This window comes from uncultured Pseudoteredinibacter sp. (assembly GCF_947502065.1).
Taxonomy (GTDB): Bacteria; Pseudomonadota; Gammaproteobacteria; order Pseudomonadales; family Cellvibrionaceae; genus Pseudoteredinibacter.
Window position 1 is genome coordinate 945668 of sequence record NZ_CANMYE010000001.1, and the last position, 22841, is coordinate 968508.

Genomic DNA, 22841 nt, shown 5'->3' on the forward strand with positions numbered 1-22841 from the left:
GCCTGGCGTCAGCTGGCAAGCACCAAAATAGGAACACGCTTTTGTTTAGCATAAATAAGGCAGCTTAGTAACACTAAGCTGCCTTATTAAATAGGGCTTGCAAGCATTTATCGGTGGCCTAAATAATGATATCCACAATTTCTGCTTCCACCTTCACAATCACGGATGGGTCAGCGCTGTTGGTGTAGATATCATAACCAGCGTCGGACCCAGTGCCTGCAACACTTGTCCAGGTATCGTTAAGCCCGTTTTCAAAACTTACGCTATCGCCGTCGTCGCCTTTGATGATTAAGACATTATTGCCATCAGTGATGTCGAGCACATCTTGTAAGCTAATAGCGATAAGGTTGTGGTCTTGGCCGTTTGGCATAAGATCGATGATTTCAAAGTTACTGAGATTGGCAATATTACTGAAATCAATATCTTCACCTAAGCGTAAAATTAAAGTGTCTTCACCATCTCCAGCATCCATGGCATTGCCGTCATAAAGTAGGCTGTCATTGTTCGCGCTAGGGTTAACGGCAGTTATATTAATTGTGGCGCTGCTGTTTACACTTGCTGATGAATCACTGCCGTCCTGAGTTGAGGCCGTTACGGTTATAGTTCCTGAGTGATTGGCAGATTGAATAAGACCTAGGTCATTCAATTGATCCTCAGTTAGTCCGCTTAAGGTATAGCTGTCTGTTGCTTGATCGTAACTGCTATTGAGTAACTGGCCTTCGCTGTAAAAGGCCGCAAACTCGCCGAGCCCGGTTAGTGTTAAAGTAACAGTCTCTGAGCCATCGCTATCAAGCAGGCTAGGATTGAGCTGTAGTGGTATGATTTCGCCTTCGTTGCCGAAGGAAGTCGCAGGTGCAATGCTTAATCCATCGGCGACGGGGTTAACTATCAGTTCAAAGTTGGCAGTGCTGAGTGTCGGTGTCAAACCTTGTTCGCGGCTCAAAACACCAACTTGTAAATTGTTGAGTGAGCCACTCCAATTCTCTGGTGGTAAAATGGCAATGTAAGCAGGGAGGTTGTTGCCTATAGCTGGAATTGCCCAACTATTATTGTTGCCATTGTCACCGGTATTGTTGGCGATCTGCGCTGAGCTGGCGTCGGCGCCATATTTCACGATAAAGCCATCGGGTAAGCCGCTTAGAATAACCGCGTCGACAATTTCTGAGCCGTCATTATCGATCAGCCCGCTGCCACCAAGTTGTAGTTCAATCTCTGTATCTTCAGCGCCATTGATATTGCTGGCTGTTAAATCAAAGCCATCGTTTATCGGCGCTATTTCAAGCGCTGAAACTTCACTTTGGCTGCTGGCAATATTGCTGGCGCCAGTTTGCTGGTTGTTGACAAAAGCTTGAAGGCTCACATCCCCATGGCTGTTGGCGGGGGCTTGATAACTTAAATTCAGCGTTTCGTTAGCGCTGCTGACATTATCAATAATGTAGTACTGGCCGTCTGGTACACCAGGTACTCCACTAACTGCTTGCAAGCTAAGAGTTGTTCCTTCATGGCTTAGAGTGCCGCTGCCTACGGGGTTAAGATTACTCTCATCGACGGCGATATAAAGGCTGTTATCAACGATATTAGCGCTAGCGCCATCGGCGGTATTGCTTAAGCTAATGGTGAAATCACTGATTGTGTCTTCTTGTCCGCTTGAAGTATTTATTTCAACGAGCGTAGGGTCACTAATCGGTGTTATTTCTTGGTCAACCAGCGTGCTGCTGTCATTGCGTTCACCTCCAGGTGCATAGCTGGTTAAACTGGCATTAAAAGTAAGATTGCTAATATTACTGTTAAAATTTGCCGGCGGGGTGATATTAATGCTCGCCAACAAGGCCTGTAGCTCGGCATCGCTGCCAACGCCATCGGCTGTCCAAACGTCAACGCCATCTACGCTGGTCAAGGTCATGCCGCTGATTTGAGTGCCAGGTGGAAGGTTGGTTAGGGTGATTGAGAAATCACTACCCGCCACGCCTAGATTCGCATCAATTAAATCGACAAGGCTAACACTGCTATCTTCGTTAACCGTAGGCGGCGTATCAGTAAATTGCCACTGATTAACATCGGCGGCTTCATCGTCATCGGCATCACTATCATCGAAGTTTACATCGGTGCTGATCACTAAGCTTACGGTTTCACTAATTGCCGCTGAAGGTTCGTCTGCAGTAATAGCGGTGATAGAAATGGTTTCATTAAGATCAGCCAATTTATCGGCATTACCGTCTAGAACAAAAACGATTTCCTGGTTTATGGTGGCAGAGTTAAAGTTTGCACTGGTTTCGATGATCCATTGTGCTGTATCAGGGTTGCCATCCGTGTTGCCGACGTAAACACCGTTTTCGACACTGACCCCAATAGGTACATTGTCAATAGTTAGGCGCTGCAGTGTTTCACTGCCATCAATATCCGCATTGTCATTTGCATCGCTATCGGGCAGCTTTTCGATAACTACACTCACTGTAAAGCTAGTATTCGCAGTAGCTGTAATAGTGTTACCAGAAAAGCTAGCCTTGCTTGGGGCGGCGATAGTGACATTGCTAATGGTGGCATCAATATCATCTGTAACTGCGGTAATCCCGAAGCTGTAATTCGCAGGGTTTTGTACAGTGGTGCTCGGCACTGTGCCATCACTAGAAGGATCAGTTATTTCAAAAAGGATCGATAAGCTTTGGTTGCCAGAATAGTTGTCACTGCCTTTAACATAAATATTGTCTAGGGCAGGCTGTGTGAGTTTAAAATAGCCACCTTCAAGAGTGACTCCAGGCTGGCCGTCAGCCAGGGGTATATCAATACCGTTGCCATTAAATAGTTGCAGTTCACTGGCCGCAAGAACGTTCGCATCAATCCATACAGACGTGAGCACTTCATCCGTATCACCATTTTGATGCAGTACGCTAAAGTCCATCAGAGCGAGAGTATCTTCGTTTAGACTCGCTTCGATATTAATCTGAGCCTCGGGAGAAGGTGTAACGATCACCGACGTGGGAATTAACAAGCCTGTTGTGGTGGCACCGTCATTATCGGTAGTCGTAGCGCTTAAATTAAAATTAAGCGTACCGCTGTAGTTTTGTGGTACGACCAGCTTTATATCATTCAGATTGTCGGGATCTATGGCCCAGCTGCGTGAAGTTCCGCTTCCCCCCAGTGGTATTGCACCGATTAACTCAAACTCAGAATCAAGACCTGTAAGTTTTAATGAAAGGATTTCCGAACCATCAATATCCGTCGTCAAGGCCGTTGTTACCACTTCTGATAAGGCTATTTCACCTGAGTTATTATCGAGCGTTACCTCAGACACCTCAGGAGTAGTAACCACAACATTGGCCGGATCAGCAACGCCTTTAACAGTTACATTAAGGGGGAGGGTGACAATCGGTGAGGTATCACTGATGGGGCCTTCGGTGTCTACCGAAAAGGCTTCAACCTCTAAAACGTGATCGGCATTACTGTCTAGAGGAGGCACAAAAAATAGTGGCTTGCTTTGATCGAAATCGACAATCGTGATTGAGCCACTCAGAATAGTGAGAGGGCTGCCGTCATAAATTATCTGTGCGCCATTGGGAATATCGTTAATGTTTATATTAAAGGTCTCAGAATCATCGCTGCTACTTGGGCGAATGGTCAAAGCAATTGGCGTATCTTCATTGCCCTGTGCGGGGCGAACCGTTAATGATGTGCTATCGGCAACTGGGTCAACGCTAAAGTTTAGGTTGGCGCTACCGGAAATATCGGTAGAGCTCGCGCTGCTATCCACATCTTGGTCAACGGTTTTGCCCTGAATATGTAGACTCACATTACCCGCAATATTATTAGGCGCCTTGTATTCTAAGCTGGCTAGCGAAGCCAAAGGGATTTCTATAGGAGAACCATCGTAGCTAACGGTTTGGCTTTGGCCAGAGGCATTAATAAAGCGTAATTCTGAACCGAGGGCCAGTGCGTTGTTATTATTGATAGCAATAGTGATCATTGCAAAAACGGCTTCGTCGCTGTCCTCATTAGTCCAGTCGTCTACCAAGGCAAAGCCATCACTGTTTAAATTAAAAAACGCATCTTCCTGAGCACTGTTTGAATAATTGTGTCCAGGCGTAATGGTAAAATCGGCATTACTATTTTGATCGGAATCATCTGTGGTATTTTCAGCAATAGGGGTAACACTGATATCTTGATTTAGCGTAACCGTTTTACTGTCGTTGACGATAAGGCCATTAACTGTATTACTGTCGGTACTACTAATATCCAACTCAAGTGTAATATCAGCACTTGAGTGTGCGGGAGCCTGCAGGCTGTAGTTTTCAAAATCTCCATTGGTGATGTCGGCGCTGTTTATACTGAAATCACTGCTGCCGTCTCCGGTAAATACGGTATTACCGCCGGCATCTTTTAAAACCCAACCGCTAGCCAGAGCTTTGAGGGTAATGCCGTCAATCACTTCTGTACCGCTGTCGTTGTCGGTCAGTACTAGACTGCTTAAAAACTCAATCGGGCTGTCTTCTTGGCCGCTTGCGTTGCTAATGCTCACGTCACCAGCGATAGGGTTTACAAAAAGATTAAGGCTTACTGAGTCATCTTCTACATTGATAGTGCCTGTGCTATCACTATCTGTGTCCATTGAGCGCAGGCGAATGTTGATGCCGGTGAGATCGCCACTAAAGTTTGCAGTGCCGGCAATGCTTATCGCCGGTATGCTACTTGGATCACTGCTTAAGCCTGGCGCATTAATGGTAATGCTATTACCTGCACTCACTATGGTGCCATTGACTATAATATCGTCATTGCCTATCGGGTTGCTGATTATAATGCTGCGATTTTCGCTGCCATCTAAATCTTGAAAACTGGCGCTTAGTAGGGCAGCTAGATCTAAGGAGGTATCTTCGTCGATAGTGGCATCATGGCTTAGATCTGAACCATTGATCTTGATATCTACAGGATCGGTAACGGCTTGAATATCAAAATTCTTATTCAGTGTCCTTGTCGCTGAAGTATTGGGTACGAGAGGCGTACCAGCGTCATTCACTTCCCAGCTGGTGGCTGAGAGGCGAGCTGTAAAATCTGCGCCGCTATGCGTTATTGGGAGGAGGGCGAGTTGTTCAAATTGCGTTTCCGTCAGGAACAGAATATCACTACCCGATATGTCGGATCGCATATAGGGCAGTAAATCTCCGCTGCCATCAACAAGTGCAATTTTTATATCAGCTCCGGTACTCGTAAGCAGCTCTATGTTGCCATTACTGCCATCAAGTAATTTAGTGCCTGCTGGTATTGAGCGAAGCAGAATTTCTCCTAGTCGCTCTGGATTATCACCGCTATTTGCAGCGTTGCCATTTTGGTCAACAGTGTCTACTAATTGGGGCAAGCCAAAACCTAGCGCAACGATACTGTCTTCATTGCTAAAACTGGTACTGGCATCACGGCTAAGATCAGGCCTGTCTGCGCGTGGGTTAACGGTAAAGGTGACAGTTACGGTATTGCTGACACCCCCTGGTTCTTGGGTAACATAAGTTAAAGTGTCTGTACCGCTATAATGTTGATTTGGGGTGTAGACCAGCTTGCCATCAACATTAATGCTGGCTGTGCCAAAGCTCGGGTTAATTGTGATGTTGGTATTGGCTTGGGTCGCATCGGCATTGGTGTTATAAATCTGGGTCCCGGAATCTTCATTGATTGTGTGATTAATGGATTCGACCTGAATGTCATCATTGATAATGACTGTTAGCGTGTTGTTGTCACTGTCTCCGTCTGCATCTTCCACGCTTAGTGCAAAGTCGATAGAAATAGGCGTGCTGCTGCTATCATGGTCGATGGCTTTACTGAGGACAAACTCGTAACTGGCGTTATTGCTATCGGTATCATCCAACTGTACCGTAAATACAGTTTCGCCGTTAACACTTGCGGTAAGAGTATGGCCATTTGCGCCCACTGCATAACTTAAATCTTGCCCGCCCGACTGTAAGTTAAGTGCCTCTAGGCTGGCAATAATTTGACTATCAAACTGTGTATCGACAGCATCAGCAGCAGTCGTCAAATTGAGACTGCCGGAAACCGAGGTGGCTACACCGGCAGGGTTAGTGCCGCTGCTTAAACCGGCTTCGTTAACGGTGCCAGAAATCGTCGCGCCAAAGCTGGGTGCTGTGTCGCTGATAACGATTGTTTTATTGGCGCTACTTGTAGAGATGTCGCCATCGCCATCAATAAGTCGGTAAGAAAAACTTTCGCTTTCGGTTAAACCGTCAGTGCTGTGATTAACCGTGTTGGAGGTGAAATTCCAACGGCCATCAGAGAACACCTGCAAGCTACCAAACTGTGTTTGCACGGTAGTAGAGCTGCCGGCTGTTACATTGGCCGTTTGGGCAACACCGTTTTCATCGACAAATTCGAAATCGTATATTCTCGCTCCATCAGCGCCTTCAATATCGTTATCTATTAAATTACTTTGACCGCTGCTATTGTGACCGACGATATTGCCACCTTCTTCAACGCTGGCGTTACCATCAGTATTGGTACTCGCTTGATCATCCAGAATATTAACGTTCAGTGTTCCGCTGCGAATATCCCCATTATCATCATGCACAGTGATGATGATGGGATCATTTAAGGCATCACTGTTGCCATGATTTTGGGCATCTAGTAAATCAAAACGATAGCTGACCACTCCTGTTGCTTGATCAAAATTACTAATCACGATACGGCCGTGAGTCGTATTGATAGTGATGTGACTCGCAGGATTGGTGCTTGATACAGTATTAAGGGTTGCGGATAGAATATCGGTGCCGCCCACGGTGATTTTATTCAAGCTATCCGGGGCAACGGTTAAAGTAAATTCACCTGTGGCACTTTCTGTCGTGAGGCTAGGATCAGAACCATCGGTCAAGGCTGCTTCATCAACGGTTACATGACCATCTTCCGCACCATTTTCGTCGTCGATAACCAGGCGGGGTAGATTCCGTTCAGCATTGTTAGTATTGCCGTAAAAATCCGTGGCATTGGCGCTGATTAAGTCGATGTTCGCTCCTAAAACTGCCGGAGTATTGAATGTCCATGACCCATTGCCAGCAACTGTTGTATTTCCAAGTACAACGCCATTTGCACTAATCACAATGGTAGCGCCAGCCTCACCACTACCGCTAATGGTACTTGGTCCATTTTCATTAATCGAAATTGGATCTATAGATACCGTGGTAACGGTATCTTTTAATATCTGATCAGAGCTGCTCGCACTTGCCCCATTACTATCGCTGGCACTAAGGGAGATCGTAAGATCGCCATCGTTTAAACCACTGCTGTCGATGAGTGCTGAAAAGGTGCCGTCAGGGTTAATAGTGATGCTCGCTAATGGCACGTTAAGACTGCCACCATTTGAGCTGTTGATGGTTAAACTCGTGATGCTGCCGCCACTAGGGATCTGACCGCTGATCGTTGTTTGAGTCAAATCATCGATGCTGCTGATCACATCATCATTGCCGCTATCATCTTTGATGTCGACAGCGATAACGTTAATAATTACGCTGGCATCATCGCTTAGGTTTCCATCACTGACGGTGTAATCAAAATTCACCTCGCCCATAAAATTGGTATCAGGCGTAAAGACAAGTTGACCTGATTCCAATTTGACGCTGCCTTGACCGGCAAGTGTTAGGGATTGACCTTCGCTGATGGCTGTACCATTAATGTGACTGACGAATAGATTGGCGCTATCGATATCGTTGTCGTTTGCAATGACGTTGATGGTAACTGCTTGCCCTTGGCCGGTAATTGCCGAATCGTCATTTGCAGCGGGGGCGTCATTGACAGGTGTTATAGTGATTAAAACTGTCGCTTGATCAGTGCCGCCTTCTCCGTCGTTCACTTCATAACTAAAGCTATCGGTACCATTAAAGTCGGCGTTCGGTGTATAGCTATAGCTGCCATCATTGTTAAATACCAAAGTGCCGTTGCTGGTACTTGTTAATAAGCTAAAACTTAAATCATCACCATCAGGATCGCTGTCATTGTTGGAAACGTTACCGTTTACGGCCGTGTCTTCCTGTGTGCTGTTGCTGTCATTTGTCGCTGTTGGGGCTGGGTTATTGACTTGCCAGATAAAGGTATCGCTAACGGCTTGGCCATCAGGGTCTTGAGCCGTAATTGTTACTGTGTGGGCACCTAAATTTGGAGTTAAGCCAAATTGTGAAGCACTATTATCGATCGTACCAGTAATAACTCCGGCGGCGGAAATACTTAAGCCTGCGGGTAAACCTGTAGCTGTGAACGTAAGGTTGTCGCCATCAATATCGGCGAAATTACCACTAATGTCTAAATTAATACCGCCATCGGCATCGTTATTGTTTTGGTCAACGATCTCGCTATCAACTACTGGGGCATCGTTTACCGGAGTAACGGTAATCACCACAGTGGCTTGGTCTGTACCACCTTCGCCATCGTCTACTTGATAGGTGAAGCGGTCTGTGCCATTAAAGTCGGCATTAGGTGTATAGCTGTAAGTGCCATCGTTGTTTAATACGACTGTGCCGTTGCTTGGAGTGTTAATAACGCTGTAGCTTAGGTTGTCACCATCAGGGTCACTGTCATTGCTGGCGACGTTACCGTTTACGGCGGTATCTTCCTGTGTGCTGTTGCTATCATTCGTGGCTGTTGGGGCAGGATTATTGACTTGCCAGATAAAAGTATCGCTGACGGTTTGGCCATCGGGGTCTTGAGCGGTAATCGTCACTGTATGGGCGCCCAGATTAGGCACTGTGCCAAATTGCGAGGCGCTATTGTCAATAGTTCCGCTAATAACACCGGCAGCGGAAATGCTTAAACCAGCTGGTAACCCTGTTGCGCTAAACGAAAGGTTGTCACCATCAATATCAGCGAAGTTAGCACTGATATCTAAATTAATACCCGAGTCGGCATCATTATTATTTTGGTCATTAATCTCGCTATCGACAATTGGAGCGTCGTTCACTGGGGTGACGGTAATCATCACTGTGGCTTGATCCGTACCGCCTTCACCGTCGTCTACTTGATAAGTAAAACTGTCGGTGCCATGGAAGTCGGTATTGGGTGTATAGCTGTATGTGCCGTCGTTGTTTAATACAACTGTGCCGTTACTCGGATTGTTAACAATACTGAAGCTAAGATCGTCGCCATCCGGATCATTGTCATTAGTCGCAATATTACCGTTTACTGCGACATCTTCTTGGGTGCTATTACTGTCATTGGTAGCTGTTGGGGCTGGGTTATTCACTTGCCAGATAAAGGTATCAGTTACGGTTTGCCCGTCGGGGTCTTGGGCGGTAATCGTTACCGTATGAGTACCCAAGTTGGGCGCCGTGCCAAATTGCGAAGCACTGTTGTCGATTGCGCCAGTAATAATACCGGCAGCAGAGATACTTAAACCAGCCGGAAGGCCTGTAGCGCTATAACTTAGGGTATCGCCATCGATATCGTTAAAATTTCCGCTGATGTCTAAATTGATACCTGTATCAGCATCGTTATTGCTTTGATCATTAATTTCACTGTCTACAACGGGTGCGTCATTTTCTGGCGTCACAGTGATCAAGACTGTAGCTTGATCCGTGCCGCCTTCGCCATCATTTACTTCGTAAGTAAAACTGTCAGTACCATTGAAATCGGCATTGGGTGTATAGCTGTAAGTGCCGTCGCTGTTTAAAATGATTGAGCCATTGCTTGGGTTGCTAACAAGGCTGTAGCTTAAATCATCGCCATCAGGGTCGGTATCATTGCTTGATACATCCCCGTTTACCACCACATCTTCCTGGGTGTTGTTAGTATCATCTATGGCGGTAGGGGCAGGGTTGTTCACTTGCCAGATGAAGGTATCCGTAGCACTTAGTCCATCGGGGTCTTGAACTGTGATTATAACCGTGTGCGCGCCCAGGTTGGGAGCGCTTCCAAATTGTGAGGCGCTGTTGTCAATCGTGCCGCTAATAAGCCCGTTTGCTGAAATGCTTAAGCCTGCCGGTAAACCTGAAGCGCTGAAGCTTAGATTGTCTCCATCAATATCAGCGAAGTTGCTGCTGATATCTAAGTTAATGCCCGCCTCGGCATCATTGTTGTTTTGGTCGTCGATTTCACTGTCGACAATCGGTGCATCGTTTACGGGAGCTACGGTAATCACTACGATGGCTTGAGCGCTACCACCTTCACCGTCGTTCACTTCATAAGTAAAGCTGTCGGTACCGTTAAAGTTTGTATCGGGTGTATAACTGTAGCTGCCGTCGCTGTTAATAACGACGATGCCGTTGCCTGGGTTGGTAACAAGGCTGTAGCTTAGATCATCACTATCTGGATCGCTGTCATTGCTGGCAACATTTCCATTTACGGTTGTGTCTTCCTGGGTGCTGTTGCTGTCAGCTGTAGCCGTCGGAGCAGGGTTGTTCACTTGCCAGATAAAACTATCACTAACCGTTTGACCATTGGGGTCTTGAGCGGTAATTGTCACTGTATGAGCGCCCAAGTTGGGCGCGGCTCCAAATTGTGAAGCGCTGTTATCAATGGTTCCAGTAATAATACCTGCAGCTGAAATGCTCAAGCCTGCCGGCAAGCCGCTTGCACTGAACGTTAAATTATCTCCGTCAATGTCTGAAAAGTTTCCGCTAATATCCAAGCTGATGTTGTTATCAGAGTCGAGGTTATCCTGATCATTAATGGAGGCGCTAAGACTTGGGGTATCATTCGTACCTGTAATCGTAATGGTTAATACAGCTGACGCGGTTTCGCCATTTAAATCACTAATGGTGTAATTGATTGAAGTTGTGGTGCTCGCGCCCAAAGCAAGCTGGTTAAACTCCCCGTTGCTGTTAAAGCTATAACTGCCGTCGGGGTTGATAATAAAAACACCGCCATTGCTACCGGCTATTGCTACACCGGTATTGTTACTTTGGCCATTCAAAGCAATTACAGAGATGCTATCGCCAATATCCGGATCGCTGTCGTTGTTTAATAGCCCGTTGGCTGCGTTAACTACCAGCGACCCATCTTCGTCTATGCTGTTATTGTCGTCGGCGGCAGTGGGTGCGTCGTTAACATTTGTTCCCACTGTTACTGTTACTGTCGCTGTGCTGCTGGCTCCACTGGGATCTGTAATGGTATAGGTAAAGCTATCGGTCCCAACAAAGTTTAAGCTCGGTGTATAAATCGGATTGCCGCTCACAGGATCTATACTGACACTACCATTGCTGCCTTGTGTGACTGCTGTTACGGTCAAAGGGTCATTTTCCGGGTCGCTATCATTATTCCTTACAGAAATCGTGATGGCCGTATCTTCTGGGGTTGTGATACTGTCATCGATAGCAATAGGTTGGTCGTTAATATTGGGGCCAACAGTTATCGTAACTATAGCGGTATCGGTAGCGCCGCTTGGATCGGTAATGGTATAGCTAAAGCTATCGTTACCAACAAAGTTGAGATTGGGAGTATAAATTAACGCGCCTGTGTTGGGGTCCAAGCTAACACTACCATTAGCCCCTTGAGTAAAGCTTTGGATGCTCAGTGGATCATTATCTGGATCCGAATCATTGCTTAATACACTAATGCTGATCGGAGTGTCTTCGGCCGTAGAGCGTTGGTCATCTATGGCAATAGGGCTGTCATTTTGGTTAGGACCAACAATGATTCTTACAACCGCCGTTGATTGCAAGCCGCTTGGATCACTAATGGTGTACGTAAAACTATCAGGCCCAACATAGTTTTCATTGGCGGTATAAACAGGGTTTCCAGTATCTGGATCAATTGTAACGCTGCCATTTTCGGCATTACCTAGATTTATTATCGTAATACCGTCGCCGTCTGGGTCAATATCGTTTTGTAATACGTCGATAATAATACGGCCATCTTCTGGAAGATTGGCTTCGTCATCGATGGCAATAGGCGCATCGTTTACTGCTTGAACATCGTTAATAATCAATTGGGCAGTATCAGTCAGGCTACCGTCACTAATTGTGTAGCTGACACTAGGAACTGGACCGTTATAGTTTTGATTAGGGATAAACTCAAAGTTACCATCATTGTTAAGGGTGATTTGACCGACACCAGGAATTTGAGCGGTATCACCTGCTTGGTAGATCGTGCTGTCGCCAGCGATGCTAAAGTCAACTAGGGATAAGGGGTCATTATTTACATCGCTATCATTCGCCAGTAGGTTTCCGTTTACGATGGTGTCTTCAGTGGCCGAAAAGATTTCATCTTCGGCAACTGGCGCTTGATTGCTTGCGCTTGTCTCATCAAGTTGTGATAGTGCAGAAGGTTCGAAATTATTTGTTTCAAAACCAGCGCTAGGCAATACTTGTTCTGCGGTAAAGGTAAAGCGAACACCAACAGTTCCGGCAGATGAGTTAGCGGCTGCTGTTCCCCCAGCGGCCGCAGCGGGTAAAAGCTCGCTCAAATCTGAGCCGGATTCTATTGCCTGCTCTAGCGCCTCAAAATCAATACCTTCATCTTGCCCTTTTTGATTTTCTTCACTCAGCTGGCTAAGTTGTATTAAGCTAACGCTTTGCTTAGAGCCTAAAATCGCGCCGCCACCATCTTGGTAGCGAATAGCAATGGCGCTTTCGCCTGAGGTCAATAATTGCGATTGTGATGAAAGCTTGTCACCGGCAATAAGTACACGGCTATTGCCCTCAGCTGATTGATAAACCTTTCCTTTTACGGCGCTGACATGGGCCACAATTTTTTCTTCCTGTTGAAAAGATTGTGGCGCAGTAGCGCTGTTTGGGTTCGCAATATTTGACACAGAAGAATCCCCCTTCGGTTTATTGCTGTTCAGAACTGCACAAGCTATCAGGAGTCGGTTTTCTTGCCTTTTTGCTGCGGCCTTATCCTGGGCTCAATGAAAATAGGGCCCCTCGCTTAGAACTGATGTATTAGCTAATTATTCAAATTTCTGTGAATTCTATCACGAAAAGTATGGGGTGATTTACGCTGCAGCTTGTCGGGGATTAGTGGTATGGGGTTAATGATAATGATGGAAAAGTGTTAGAAAATAGTTGGCGAATGGGTTTTCTTTAGTGAATAAGTACCTGAAATTAAGTGAATGATTAATCAAAGATGAACCATGCTTATAAAACGCCTTTCGGCTCAAGATGAATGGCGATTTAGTTTGCTGAAAATCAGACTTTAGTATTGGTGATGCTGTTTAATATCTATCGCTCATCCATTCAAATTGCGGTTAGATAAGCGTGTTTCTATATAGGTTCATCTTTGATTAATATATAAATACATAGTTATTGCCTAATTCTTTTTAATCTTAACTGTTCACGGTGACCAATATCCGTCAATGCGCAGCAGCATTGGAGGGGATTCTGTGTTTAGCTCCGTACTCGATTAGGCAATCAATGGCACTCTTTGCATCTAATATGTCAATGCTTTTATGAAACGCTCTCGCCGCTGACTGCAATAGTGCGACAAGTTCATCAAAGGCTTTGCTTCGATCATGCTCTGAGCCCTTAATGGATGACGGGTCTTTTAAGGGCCAATGCAGAACCTGCGCTGAAGAAAAATAGTGTGGGCAGCTTTCCTGCGCAGCGCTGTCACAAACGGTAATGATTAGGTCGCATGGCCACTGTGAAAAATCTTGCCAAGATTGACTCTGTAAGTTCTCACTGGGAATGTTGTTTCTGCGCAAGGCCAGGAGTGATTCCGGATGCACTATGCCGGCCGGCTGACTGCCGGCTGATTTTACATTCAATGATAAATTTTCAGCTTCAGAACTAAATATCGCTTCGGCTAAGATACTTCGGCATCGATTATGGGTACATACAAATAGAATATTCATGTCCCCATGTTGGAGATTAGACTCTCATCTGTCTAGGGCTGTATAGAAATGTGATAAAAATATGAGAAAGCAGGTGCTTATGGGGTGGGTAAAAAATGATCGACTAGGGCGCTTACTGTTCCATTGCAAATTATAGGCTCCTATATAGTCAGCAACTGTCAATAGGGCTAGAATAGGGCGATTTTATTGGATCTGGATGATTATGACCTTAGAGCGCCAAAAAGACCGAAAAAACAAACTGGCCCCTCGTCGTCAGCCTATTCAAGAACGTGCAAAACAGAAAACTCAGCAAATATTGGATGCGACGGCAAGGTTGTTGGATGAAGTCGGCTTTGATGATTTAACCACCATATTGATTGCCAAAGATTTAGGGATTTCTGTTGGTGCCTTGTATCATTATTTCCCTAACAAGCATGCTATTTTGTATGCCTTGGGCGAGCGTTGGCTAAGCCGCATGACCGAAGCCTTGGAGGCGACGGAGCGACTCGATATTGAATCTATGAGTTTAGAAGCGTTCATCGCCTGCCAGATCGACCTGATGTTAGATGTTTACAAAGAGCAGAAGGCGATTTTACCTCTTGCTCAAGCGCTTTGGGCAATTCCCGAATTACGTGAGCTGGATGCACAGCATGACCATGTCGTGATCAGTCATTTTTCCCGCATGTATCAGCGCTTGGGGTTTCAACAAGAAGAGGAGGAGCTAGATAGGATCGCAAGGCTTCATCTGGAAACCAGTCATGCATTGCTATTAACCGTGGTTGATCAAAAATCCGAACGTTCCGCTAAGAGTCTCTGTGATCTAAAAGCAATCTGCCTTTTTATGCTAACAAAACACCACAAACCGCAATAAGCGGTTTGTGGCAAAGGGCTTAGGGTGTTAGGGGTGAATGTCGATATCCGCTTGGATGATTAATAATTGCTCCAACTCTTGCGCTAATTGTTCTGAACCATAGCTATTTATTGAGCTGGGGAAGTCGGGCGAATTTGAAGGTTTACTATCAATGTCTTCGGTAGTAGTTGCACTGAATTGAGCTGCATTTAGCTCTGGAATCTCAACTTCAAGCTGACTAAACAAGCCTTCAGCTGAAGCGTCACCGTCAAGCAGCGAGCTCCACTCCAGTGGCGATGAATGCGCTGGTGATTGCGACAATGGGGCTGTGAGGGCGTTGTTTGTTACCATCGCTTGTGTGAGTTCGCTATCGATTAGGCCCTCGAAGCCAAGGTTAATTTCATCAAGATCTAGCAAGCCACCATTGTTACTTTCTGAAGTTTTCTGGCTAAGGGGGCTATCATTATTGTCAAAGCTGCCGTCGACTGTACCCACCTCAAATACATCAGAGAAAGATTCACCGTTGCTATTAAAGCGCTGACCAAATACCGCCGTAGTCCCAGAGTTATTATCGATACTTGTCCAGGTAATTAGGTAACCACCATCCTCCAGGGTAACAATATGCGGCTCTATATTTGAGCTATGTTGATTGTGGGCAATAATTGACTCAGTGCTGATTATTTCTCCTGCTGAGGAATATCGGCTGCTATAGATGCTGGCAACACCGTCGTTTACCTCAGACCAGACCACGACAAAGTCACCGTCACTTAAACCGCTCACTTCAGGGCGCCCTGTGAAAGTGGCACTACTATCTGTTGGCGAAATATTGACGGTATGCTCAAAGCGGGCCTCACCACTGGCGCTAAAGCTTTGAATTTGAATTTCATTGGCGCCATCAGATGTAGTACTTACCCAGCTAGCAATGAATCCACCGTCTGAACTGCTGCGAATATTACTTAGGAACTGTTCGCCCGCTACATCGTCATGCAAAATGAAATCGTCTTTGATTACATTGCCATTTTGATCGTAAATTTTAGCCCAAATATTGTTGCCGCTTTCATCTTGGTTAGCGTGCCAACTGACGGCAAATAGTCCATCACTTAATTCAGTTATCGAAGGTAGTGCTTGGTTGCCTTGGCTTTGAGAATTCACCTGAAGCTCGTTTCCCCGTGGATTGCCATCAGCTGAGAAAACACGTAGATAGACACCAGCAGCATTACCATCTTGGCCATCACTCATCCAGCTAACAGCAAAACCGCCGTTTTCAAGCGACGTGATTTCTGGGCGACTTTGGTCCGAGCTGTAGTACTGGTTAACTTGGAATTCACCGCCGACTTTTTCACTGTTGGCATCATAGCGCTGCGCAAAGATGCCAAATCCGTCGCCATCCTGATCATAGGATTGCCAGGTTACTAAAAACCCACCATCTTCTAGACCGGTTACATCTGAGTTGGCTTGTTCACCTAAACGGAAGCTATTGACCACAAAGGCTTCGTTTACGGTATTGCCGTTAACATCGTATCGTTGAGCCCAAATGTCTAGACTGCCATCTTTGCTGGCATTTAGTGATGCATAGGTGACGATATAGCCACCATCTTTTAGGGCGGCGATTGGGTCGATCAGGGTTGGCGTGAGCAACACAACTAGCTCGTTACCGGCTAGGTCTTGCAGGGTCGCTTGGAATGTATACCAGACATGATCCCAGGCTGAAGTATCTCCGCTGATATTTCTGAACCAATCAGGCTTGATATCAGTATCGCTGCTGGCGCTTCCTTCTGCTCTGGCTAAGTATCCATCGGTTAGGCTGTTCATTCTAGTGCCACCGCCATTATTGGCTTCGATATCTTTGATTTTGTAGTCAACAAATTCGGTGGTAGTTAAACGCCAAGCTATTTCGCTGGCTCTTGCATGGTAAACTGAATCACCATTATCAACTTTACCGCCGTTTTGAGTAGTTCGTCCGGTAAAGTCATAAGCGTTATTATAGGTTCTTCCAATGTTCACTACATTGGCGTCTACTACTGTATCGATAGTTACCGCTAGTGGGTCAGAGTCTTTTGACTCATCGCCGCGGCTACTTACTACCTTAAGGTTATAGTTACCGTCATTTAAATGAGTGCTGGTAATTGTCCAACTGCCATTGCTGTCGGCTACACCTTCGCCAACTTTTATTTTGCCATAAAGCAAAGTAATGGTTGTACCTGCTGTGGCTGTACCGGTGAAAGTAGGTGTGGTGTCATTGGTTAAATTGTCATCATTAAACTTGCCGGAATCACTTGAGGCTTTTAAATCTATCGTAGGTTTCTCAAGTGGTGGGACAATATCAATAATAACTTTGGCGGTATCGAAGCCGCCTCGGCCGTCACTGATGCGGTAGGTGACGGTATCTGTTAGAGCTTTGCTTGCCGGGTTATCGAGCTCGTAAACAATTTCACCTGATTTGCTAATTTTAGCGCTGCCGTACTTTCCTTGTTTGGTAATTTCTTCAATCTTCAATTTATCGCCATCCGGGTCTTTATCGTTGGCGAGAACATTCACTTTTACAGTGTCAGTTGTTGTTGTTCTATCGTTCTTAGCATCAGGGCCCTGGTTTGACTGAACTTCGACTTCAAACCCTTGGGTTTTCGGACTCACATTGCCAGCAATGTCGATTTGTTTTGCGCGAACATCGACTGAGCCATCATCCATTTCATTCTTAACTTGGTAGACCCAATTGCCATTCACATCCGCTTCTATGCGCCCATCTTCTTTACCGTCAACATAAATAATAACTTCAGCATGGGGTTCAGATGTGCCATGAATTTCCGGCAGCGGGTCGTTGAGGGTTTCGCCGGGTGATACATTTTTTGAGCCGCTTAGGTCATCAACAAGATGGCTGATAATAGGAGGCTCAACTTCTGTATCGATGGTTACCTTTAATGTTGAAGATGATTTCTTCTCGTTGCCGATCACACTGACGACTTTGAAACTGTGATTGCCGTCGTCGTATTCGCTGGTAGTAAAGCTCCACTTGCCATCACTATCTGCGCTTGTCTCAGCAATTTTTTTCTTGCCTTTATAAATAATCACCTGGCTTCCAATAGTAGCCGTGCCCACTAATTCTGGAGTGTTATCCTTGGTGATATTGTCATCGTTATAACGGCCCGAGTCGCTTTTCTCATCGAGATCAATCGTCGGTTTTATATGAGGGGGGAGGAGGGTGATGTGGACCGTCGCCGTGTCGGTACCCCCATTGCCATCATCGATCTTATATACAATGGTATCTTGTTGTGGTTCGGTGACTTTACCGCTAGGCCTGTAGATGATTTTGCCATTTTTAATCTGTGCACTACCATGTTGGCCTTGGCTAACTATTTCACTTAAGGAGATTTTGTCGCCATCGCTGTCACCGTCATTTTTAAGGACACTAAATTTAGTGGTTTTGCTAATCGTATAATGATCATCAACAGCGTCGGGGGCTTGATTAAGAGAAACAGTAAAGGTGAAAGCATCAGACATTGTGCTTTCATTTTCGGCCAGATCGTATTGCTTTGCTGTGATCTCATGCTGACCTTCATCTAAAAACAGTGGCGACTGAAGCTCCCACTCGCCGCTGTTTTCGTCTGCTCGTGTAAATCCTGCAAAGGCTCCATCAATATATACATGAACTAAAGCGCCTTTTTCGGCACTTCCGACGATTAATGGTTCAATATCATCTGTATTTCCACCGTCATTAACTTCACCGGTACTTGGCCCTTCATCATCTACAATGTAAAGAACTTTGGGCGGCTCGACCTGACGATCAACCGTGACCTCAAAATCTTTACTGGAATCACTTCGGTTGCCCGCTTTATCGAATGCAATGGCAAAGAAGGTTTGTTGGCCCGTCAAAAAGCTGCTTGTTGGTTGGTATTCCCAGCTGCCATCACTCTTTACAACCGTTGTCCCTAAGAAACTATTGCCATGGTAGATCGCAATAATATCGTTAGGCGCTCCTTGTCCATGTAGGCTAAAAGCGTCGTCATCAGTCGATTCTTCATGTTCAACACGACCTTGATAGGCACCGACATCGTCGTTCGCATAATCAATGGTTGGGGCGTCAGGGGCAATGGTATCTATGGTCAGTGTAAAACCATCATAAGCTGTACCTGCATCATTTACAGCTTTGGCTCGGAATAGATGCTCGCCTTCATCGAGAGGTTCTAAGATTTGTACTTGCCAATTACCTTGATCGTCAGCTTCAATCGGGCCGTAATGTTGGTCGCCTACAGAGAGGTAAACCATGGCTTTTGCTGTAGCAGTGCCGCTAACTAAAGGGGTGCTGATATTGTTATATCCGCCGTCTGCAACGCTGGTTCCTGGAGGCAGTGTGACGCCCGTACCGTTAGCTGGGTTACTTAGCGCCAATACTTCAAGTTTAACTGGCTCGGATGATTGGCTGGTATTACCAGCATCGTCCTTTACGGTAGTGCTGAGTTCATGCTGACCTTCTTCGAGATCCACGCTAAGGCTCCAGTTGCCTTTGGCGTCACTGTTAGTCGTGCCAATATGTTCGCCTTTATCATAAACCTCTACGGTTGAGTTGGCCTCAGCTTTGCCGCTGAAATGATGCTCTCCGCTGCTTAGTTGGTCGCCATTTACAAAGGCTTTTGGCACGCCATTTACGGCTAGCTCACTGGCCGTTATAGCCTCTTGATCGACTGATACTTGAAACGCTTGGCTAGGCAAAGACTCTAGGCCGTTTGCGTCGGTCTCGCTGACGGTAAATTGATGTAGGCCTTGTTCTAATTCAGGGCTTTGAAAGACCCAAAGTCCTTGCTCGTCGGTTTGACTGTGGCCAATTAAAACGCCATTTTGGTAAACATTGATAGTGGCATTAGGGTTGCCAGTGCCGCTTATAGTCAATAGGCTGTCATCCGTTGTGCCCAAGTGCGTTAGCGCTCCTTGAGAACTGCCTTGATCATCCATAATATTTGAAATATTGGCCATGGTGTAGAGTTTCCGCTTGTCATTAATAGAGTGTTTGAGACGTTGTGCCTGAGAATATTCAAACAGATATTATTGAATATGTGAGCTGTTTCTAGCTTCGGTGCCAAAAATCATGCTTTTGTTTAATTAAAGTTCGCTAGTGGTAAATTTGCTAATTCGAAATGATGAGTTGCAGCATTCTTGTTTTGGTTATTTAATCTTGAAACAATTGAGCTGTTAACTTTTAAGGCACGGTTAGAATGGTAGGAACTTATGAATTTATTGAGGTTATATGTCTTCTGTTTTAGGTGACAAACTAATTATTGCCATCTCTTCGAGAGCTTTATTTGACTTAAGCGACAGTCACCTTGTGTTTGAGCGCGAAGGCCTTGCGGCATTTGCAGAATATCAACGTAAACATGAAGACGATATTCTTGAACCCGGCGAAGCCTTTCCTCTGGTCAAAAAGCTGCTTGCTCTCAATGAAGATAAAAATCGCGTTGAGGTCATCTTACTATCTCGAAATAGTGCAGATACTGGGCTTAGAGTGTTCAACTCAATTGAGCACTATGGACTTGGCATCACAAGGGCTGCGTTTTGTGGCGGGGAAAGCCCGTATCGCTATGTATCCGCCTTCGGCTGCCATTTGTTTCTTTCTACTCATGCTGAGGATGTTCGTCAGGCGCTCGATGCTGGGGTGGCGGCAGCTACGCTAATGCTGGCCGGAAGCCGCCTGGGGGATGATGGGGAGTTACGCTTTGCCTTTGATGGTGATGCTGTTTTATTCTCTGATGAATCTGAGCGAATCTATAAACAAGAGGGGCTTGAGGCCTTTGCTGAAAACGAGAGGTCTAAAGCAAAAACCCCATTAAGTGGAGGCCCCTTTAAAACCTTCCTTAAGGCCCTGCAGCATTTGCAGGCCGATTTCCCTAATGGTGATTGTCCTATTAGAACCGCTTTGGTGACAGCACGCTCAGCGCCTGCTCATGAGCGAGTCATACGAACTCTTAGGCAATGGGGGATTCGTCTTGATGAATCACTGTTCTTAGGCGGTTTGGATAAAGGGGAGTTTCTACGCTCTTATGGGGCTGATGTATTTTTTGATGATCAGCAAAGCCACTGTCACTCCGCTAGTCAGCATGTGGCTACAGGGCATGTTCCCCATGGGGTGGCAAATGAGCCTAGTAAGAACTAAGGGCTTCCCCAGTATTACTTATAGTTCTTGAGCCATGGCACTTTATAAAAAAGCGAACTTTACACCCAGTAGCATCAGCAGTGAGGCAAGGGCAGGTTGTAAGATGCTGTTGGGCAGCTGAGCTGAAAGCTTGCTACCAAAGTGAATGGCTGGCAACGATCCTAGCAACAAGCAGCCCAGCAATACAAAGTCTACATTGCCTAAGAAGAATAGGTGTCCAAGGCCAGCAATTAGGGTAAGTGGGACAGCGTGAGCGATATCAGTACCTACCACCTCGGTTGCTTTTAGCTTGGGGTATAACACTAAAAGTAGCGCCGCACAGAAAGCCCCTGCGCCAACCGAAGACAGGGTAACCAACACGCCTAGTATGACGCCACTAACAACAGTGATTAGACGTCCATGCTGGTGCACCTTTGACATCAGGCCATCTTCGTTTTGACTGGCTTTCTGTAAGCGCTTTTTGAAAAGGATAACAGCCGAAGTAATAATCAGCATCAGGCCGAGACTGTGTGTCAGCAAGCCTTGGTAGTCATGGGCTCCCTGAAAGAAGGTTTGTAACAATAGGGCCGTAATCAGCGATGCTGGAATACTGCCAGCTGCCAATGCCATCACCAGTGACCAGCGTATGTTGCCTAGTTTGTGGTGGGTACGAACCCCTCCAGCCTTGGTAACAGCGGCAAACAAAAGATCGGTACCAATGGCCACGTTGTAAGGAATGCCAAACAGGATCAGCAGAGGCGTCATCAGTGAGCCACCGCCGACTCCGGTCACTCCGACGGCGAATCCGACGCCGGCACCGGCAAATATATACGTTAAGGCATCCATATAAACAATAAGTAGGAAACAGGTGAATTTTTATAGCTAAATTAGCAATTAGTGCTGGCAAATATACGGATAAGACTCTATTCTGGAAAAGAATATTTACTTATATTTTTATAAGTAAATACTTGGATGAGAGCTTGGCGTACAAAGCTTCATTTCTGGGTGCACTTGCGCTCATGGTCTTACCGTGGCCAATACAAAGGGGAGAAAGCTATGAAACTGCAGCAGTTGCGTTATATTTGGGAAGTTGCCCACCATGACCTCAACGTCTCGGCGACGGCTCAAAGCCTTTATACATCGCAACCAGGGATCAGTAAGCAGATTCGTCTATTAGAAGACGAATTAGGTGTCGAGGTCTTTTCCCGCAGTGGCAAGCATTTAACCCGTATTACCCCGGCCGGTGAGGCCATCTTAAATACCGCCGGCGAGATCCTACGTAAAGTTGAAAGTATCAAGCAGGTCGCCCAAGAGTTTAGTGATGAACGCAAAGGTAGCCTTTCTATTGCCACCACCCATACCCAAGCGCGCTATGCCTTGCCGAATGTGATCGGCGACTTTATTAAAGAATATCCAGATGTTTCCCTGCATATGCACCAGGGAACACCTATGCAGATCTCTGAAATGGCCGCTGATGGCACTGTAGATTTTGCTATTGCCACCGAAGCGATGGAGCTATTCAGTGACCTGGTAATGATGCCTTGCTACAAATGGAACCGTTCTATTGTCGTACCTAAAGACCACCCACTATGTCAGGTTTCTAAACTGAGCTTAGAAGATGTTGCTCACCATCCCATTGTGACTTATGTGTTTGGCTTTACAGGACGATCCAAATTAGATGAGGCTTTTGTTGAGCGTGGTTTGGCCCCTAAAGTAGTATTCACTGCTGCTGATGCTGATGTTATTAAATCCTATGTAAGACTGGGGCTAGGCATCGGCATCATTGCTCACATGGCTTATGATGAAACTCTAGACAGTGATCTGGTGGCTCTCGATGCCAGTCATTTATTTCAATCGAGCACTACTAAAATTGGAATTCGCCGTGGCACCTTCCTTCGCGGCTTTATGTATGAATTCATTCAAAAGTTCGCACCTCACCTAGAGCGTGATCTGGTGGCCGATGTGATTGGCCGCAGTAGTAAGGCTGAAGTGGATGAACTGTTTTCTTCGATTGAGCTGCCGGTGTACTAGTCCTTTGGCGCGATGCCTAGGCTTTCGTCAAAATCGCTCAATAAAAAATGTGGCTCATTAAAACAGCTCTCTTGGAATGCGCAGCCTTGTTG

General features: G+C 46.0%; 7 protein-coding genes. 3 read left to right on the forward strand and 4 right to left on the reverse strand.

All coding sequences use genetic code 11. The features are described 5' to 3' along the window. Positions 1 to 118: 118 nt before the first annotated feature. Positions 119 to 12727 (reverse strand): retention module-containing protein, encoded by a 12609-nt coding sequence (locus tag Q1A41_RS04060; RefSeq protein ID WP_299975038.1) that lies wholly within the window; start codon positions 12725 to 12727, stop codon positions 119 to 121. A gap of 540 nt (positions 12728 to 13267) precedes the next feature. Beyond that, positions 13268 to 13768 (reverse strand): arsenate reductase ArsC, encoded by a 501-nt coding sequence (locus Q1A41_RS04065; protein WP_299975041.1) that lies wholly within the window; start codon positions 13766 to 13768, stop codon positions 13268 to 13270. 196 nt (positions 13769 to 13964) lie between these two features. On the opposite strand from Q1A41_RS04065, the gene Q1A41_RS04070 reads away from it, so the two are divergent. Continuing rightward, complete coding sequence (locus tag Q1A41_RS04070) at positions 13965 to 14618, forward strand: TetR/AcrR family transcriptional regulator (protein WP_299975044.1); 654 nt, start codon at positions 13965 to 13967, stop codon at positions 14616 to 14618. A gap of 27 nt (positions 14619 to 14645) precedes the next feature. Here Q1A41_RS04070 and Q1A41_RS04075 read toward each other — a convergent pair whose 3' ends face one another. Continuing rightward, positions 14646 to 19565: an Ig-like domain-containing protein gene (locus tag Q1A41_RS04075; RefSeq protein ID WP_299975047.1), complete on the reverse strand. Its 4920-nt coding sequence runs from the start codon at positions 19563 to 19565 to the stop codon at positions 14646 to 14648. A 271-nt stretch (positions 19566 to 19836) separates the two neighbouring features. Between Q1A41_RS04075 and Q1A41_RS04080 the strand changes: the two genes are divergently transcribed. Beyond that, positions 19837 to 20739: a 5'-nucleotidase gene (locus Q1A41_RS04080; protein ID WP_299975050.1), complete on the forward strand. Its 903-nt coding sequence runs from the start codon at positions 19837 to 19839 to the stop codon at positions 20737 to 20739. Between the two features lie 42 nt (positions 20740 to 20781). On the opposite strand, the gene Q1A41_RS04085 is transcribed toward Q1A41_RS04080, so the two are convergent. Then, complete coding sequence (locus tag Q1A41_RS04085) at positions 20782 to 21564, reverse strand: sulfite exporter TauE/SafE family protein (protein WP_299975053.1); 783 nt, start codon at positions 21562 to 21564, stop codon at positions 20782 to 20784. 210 nt (positions 21565 to 21774) lie between these two features. Here Q1A41_RS04085 and cysB point away from each other — a divergent pair, with 210 nt between their 5' ends. Then, positions 21775 to 22749: an HTH-type transcriptional regulator CysB gene (gene cysB / locus Q1A41_RS04090; RefSeq protein WP_299975057.1), complete on the forward strand. Its 975-nt coding sequence runs from the start codon at positions 21775 to 21777 to the stop codon at positions 22747 to 22749. Positions 22750 to 22841: the final 92 nt, after the last annotated feature.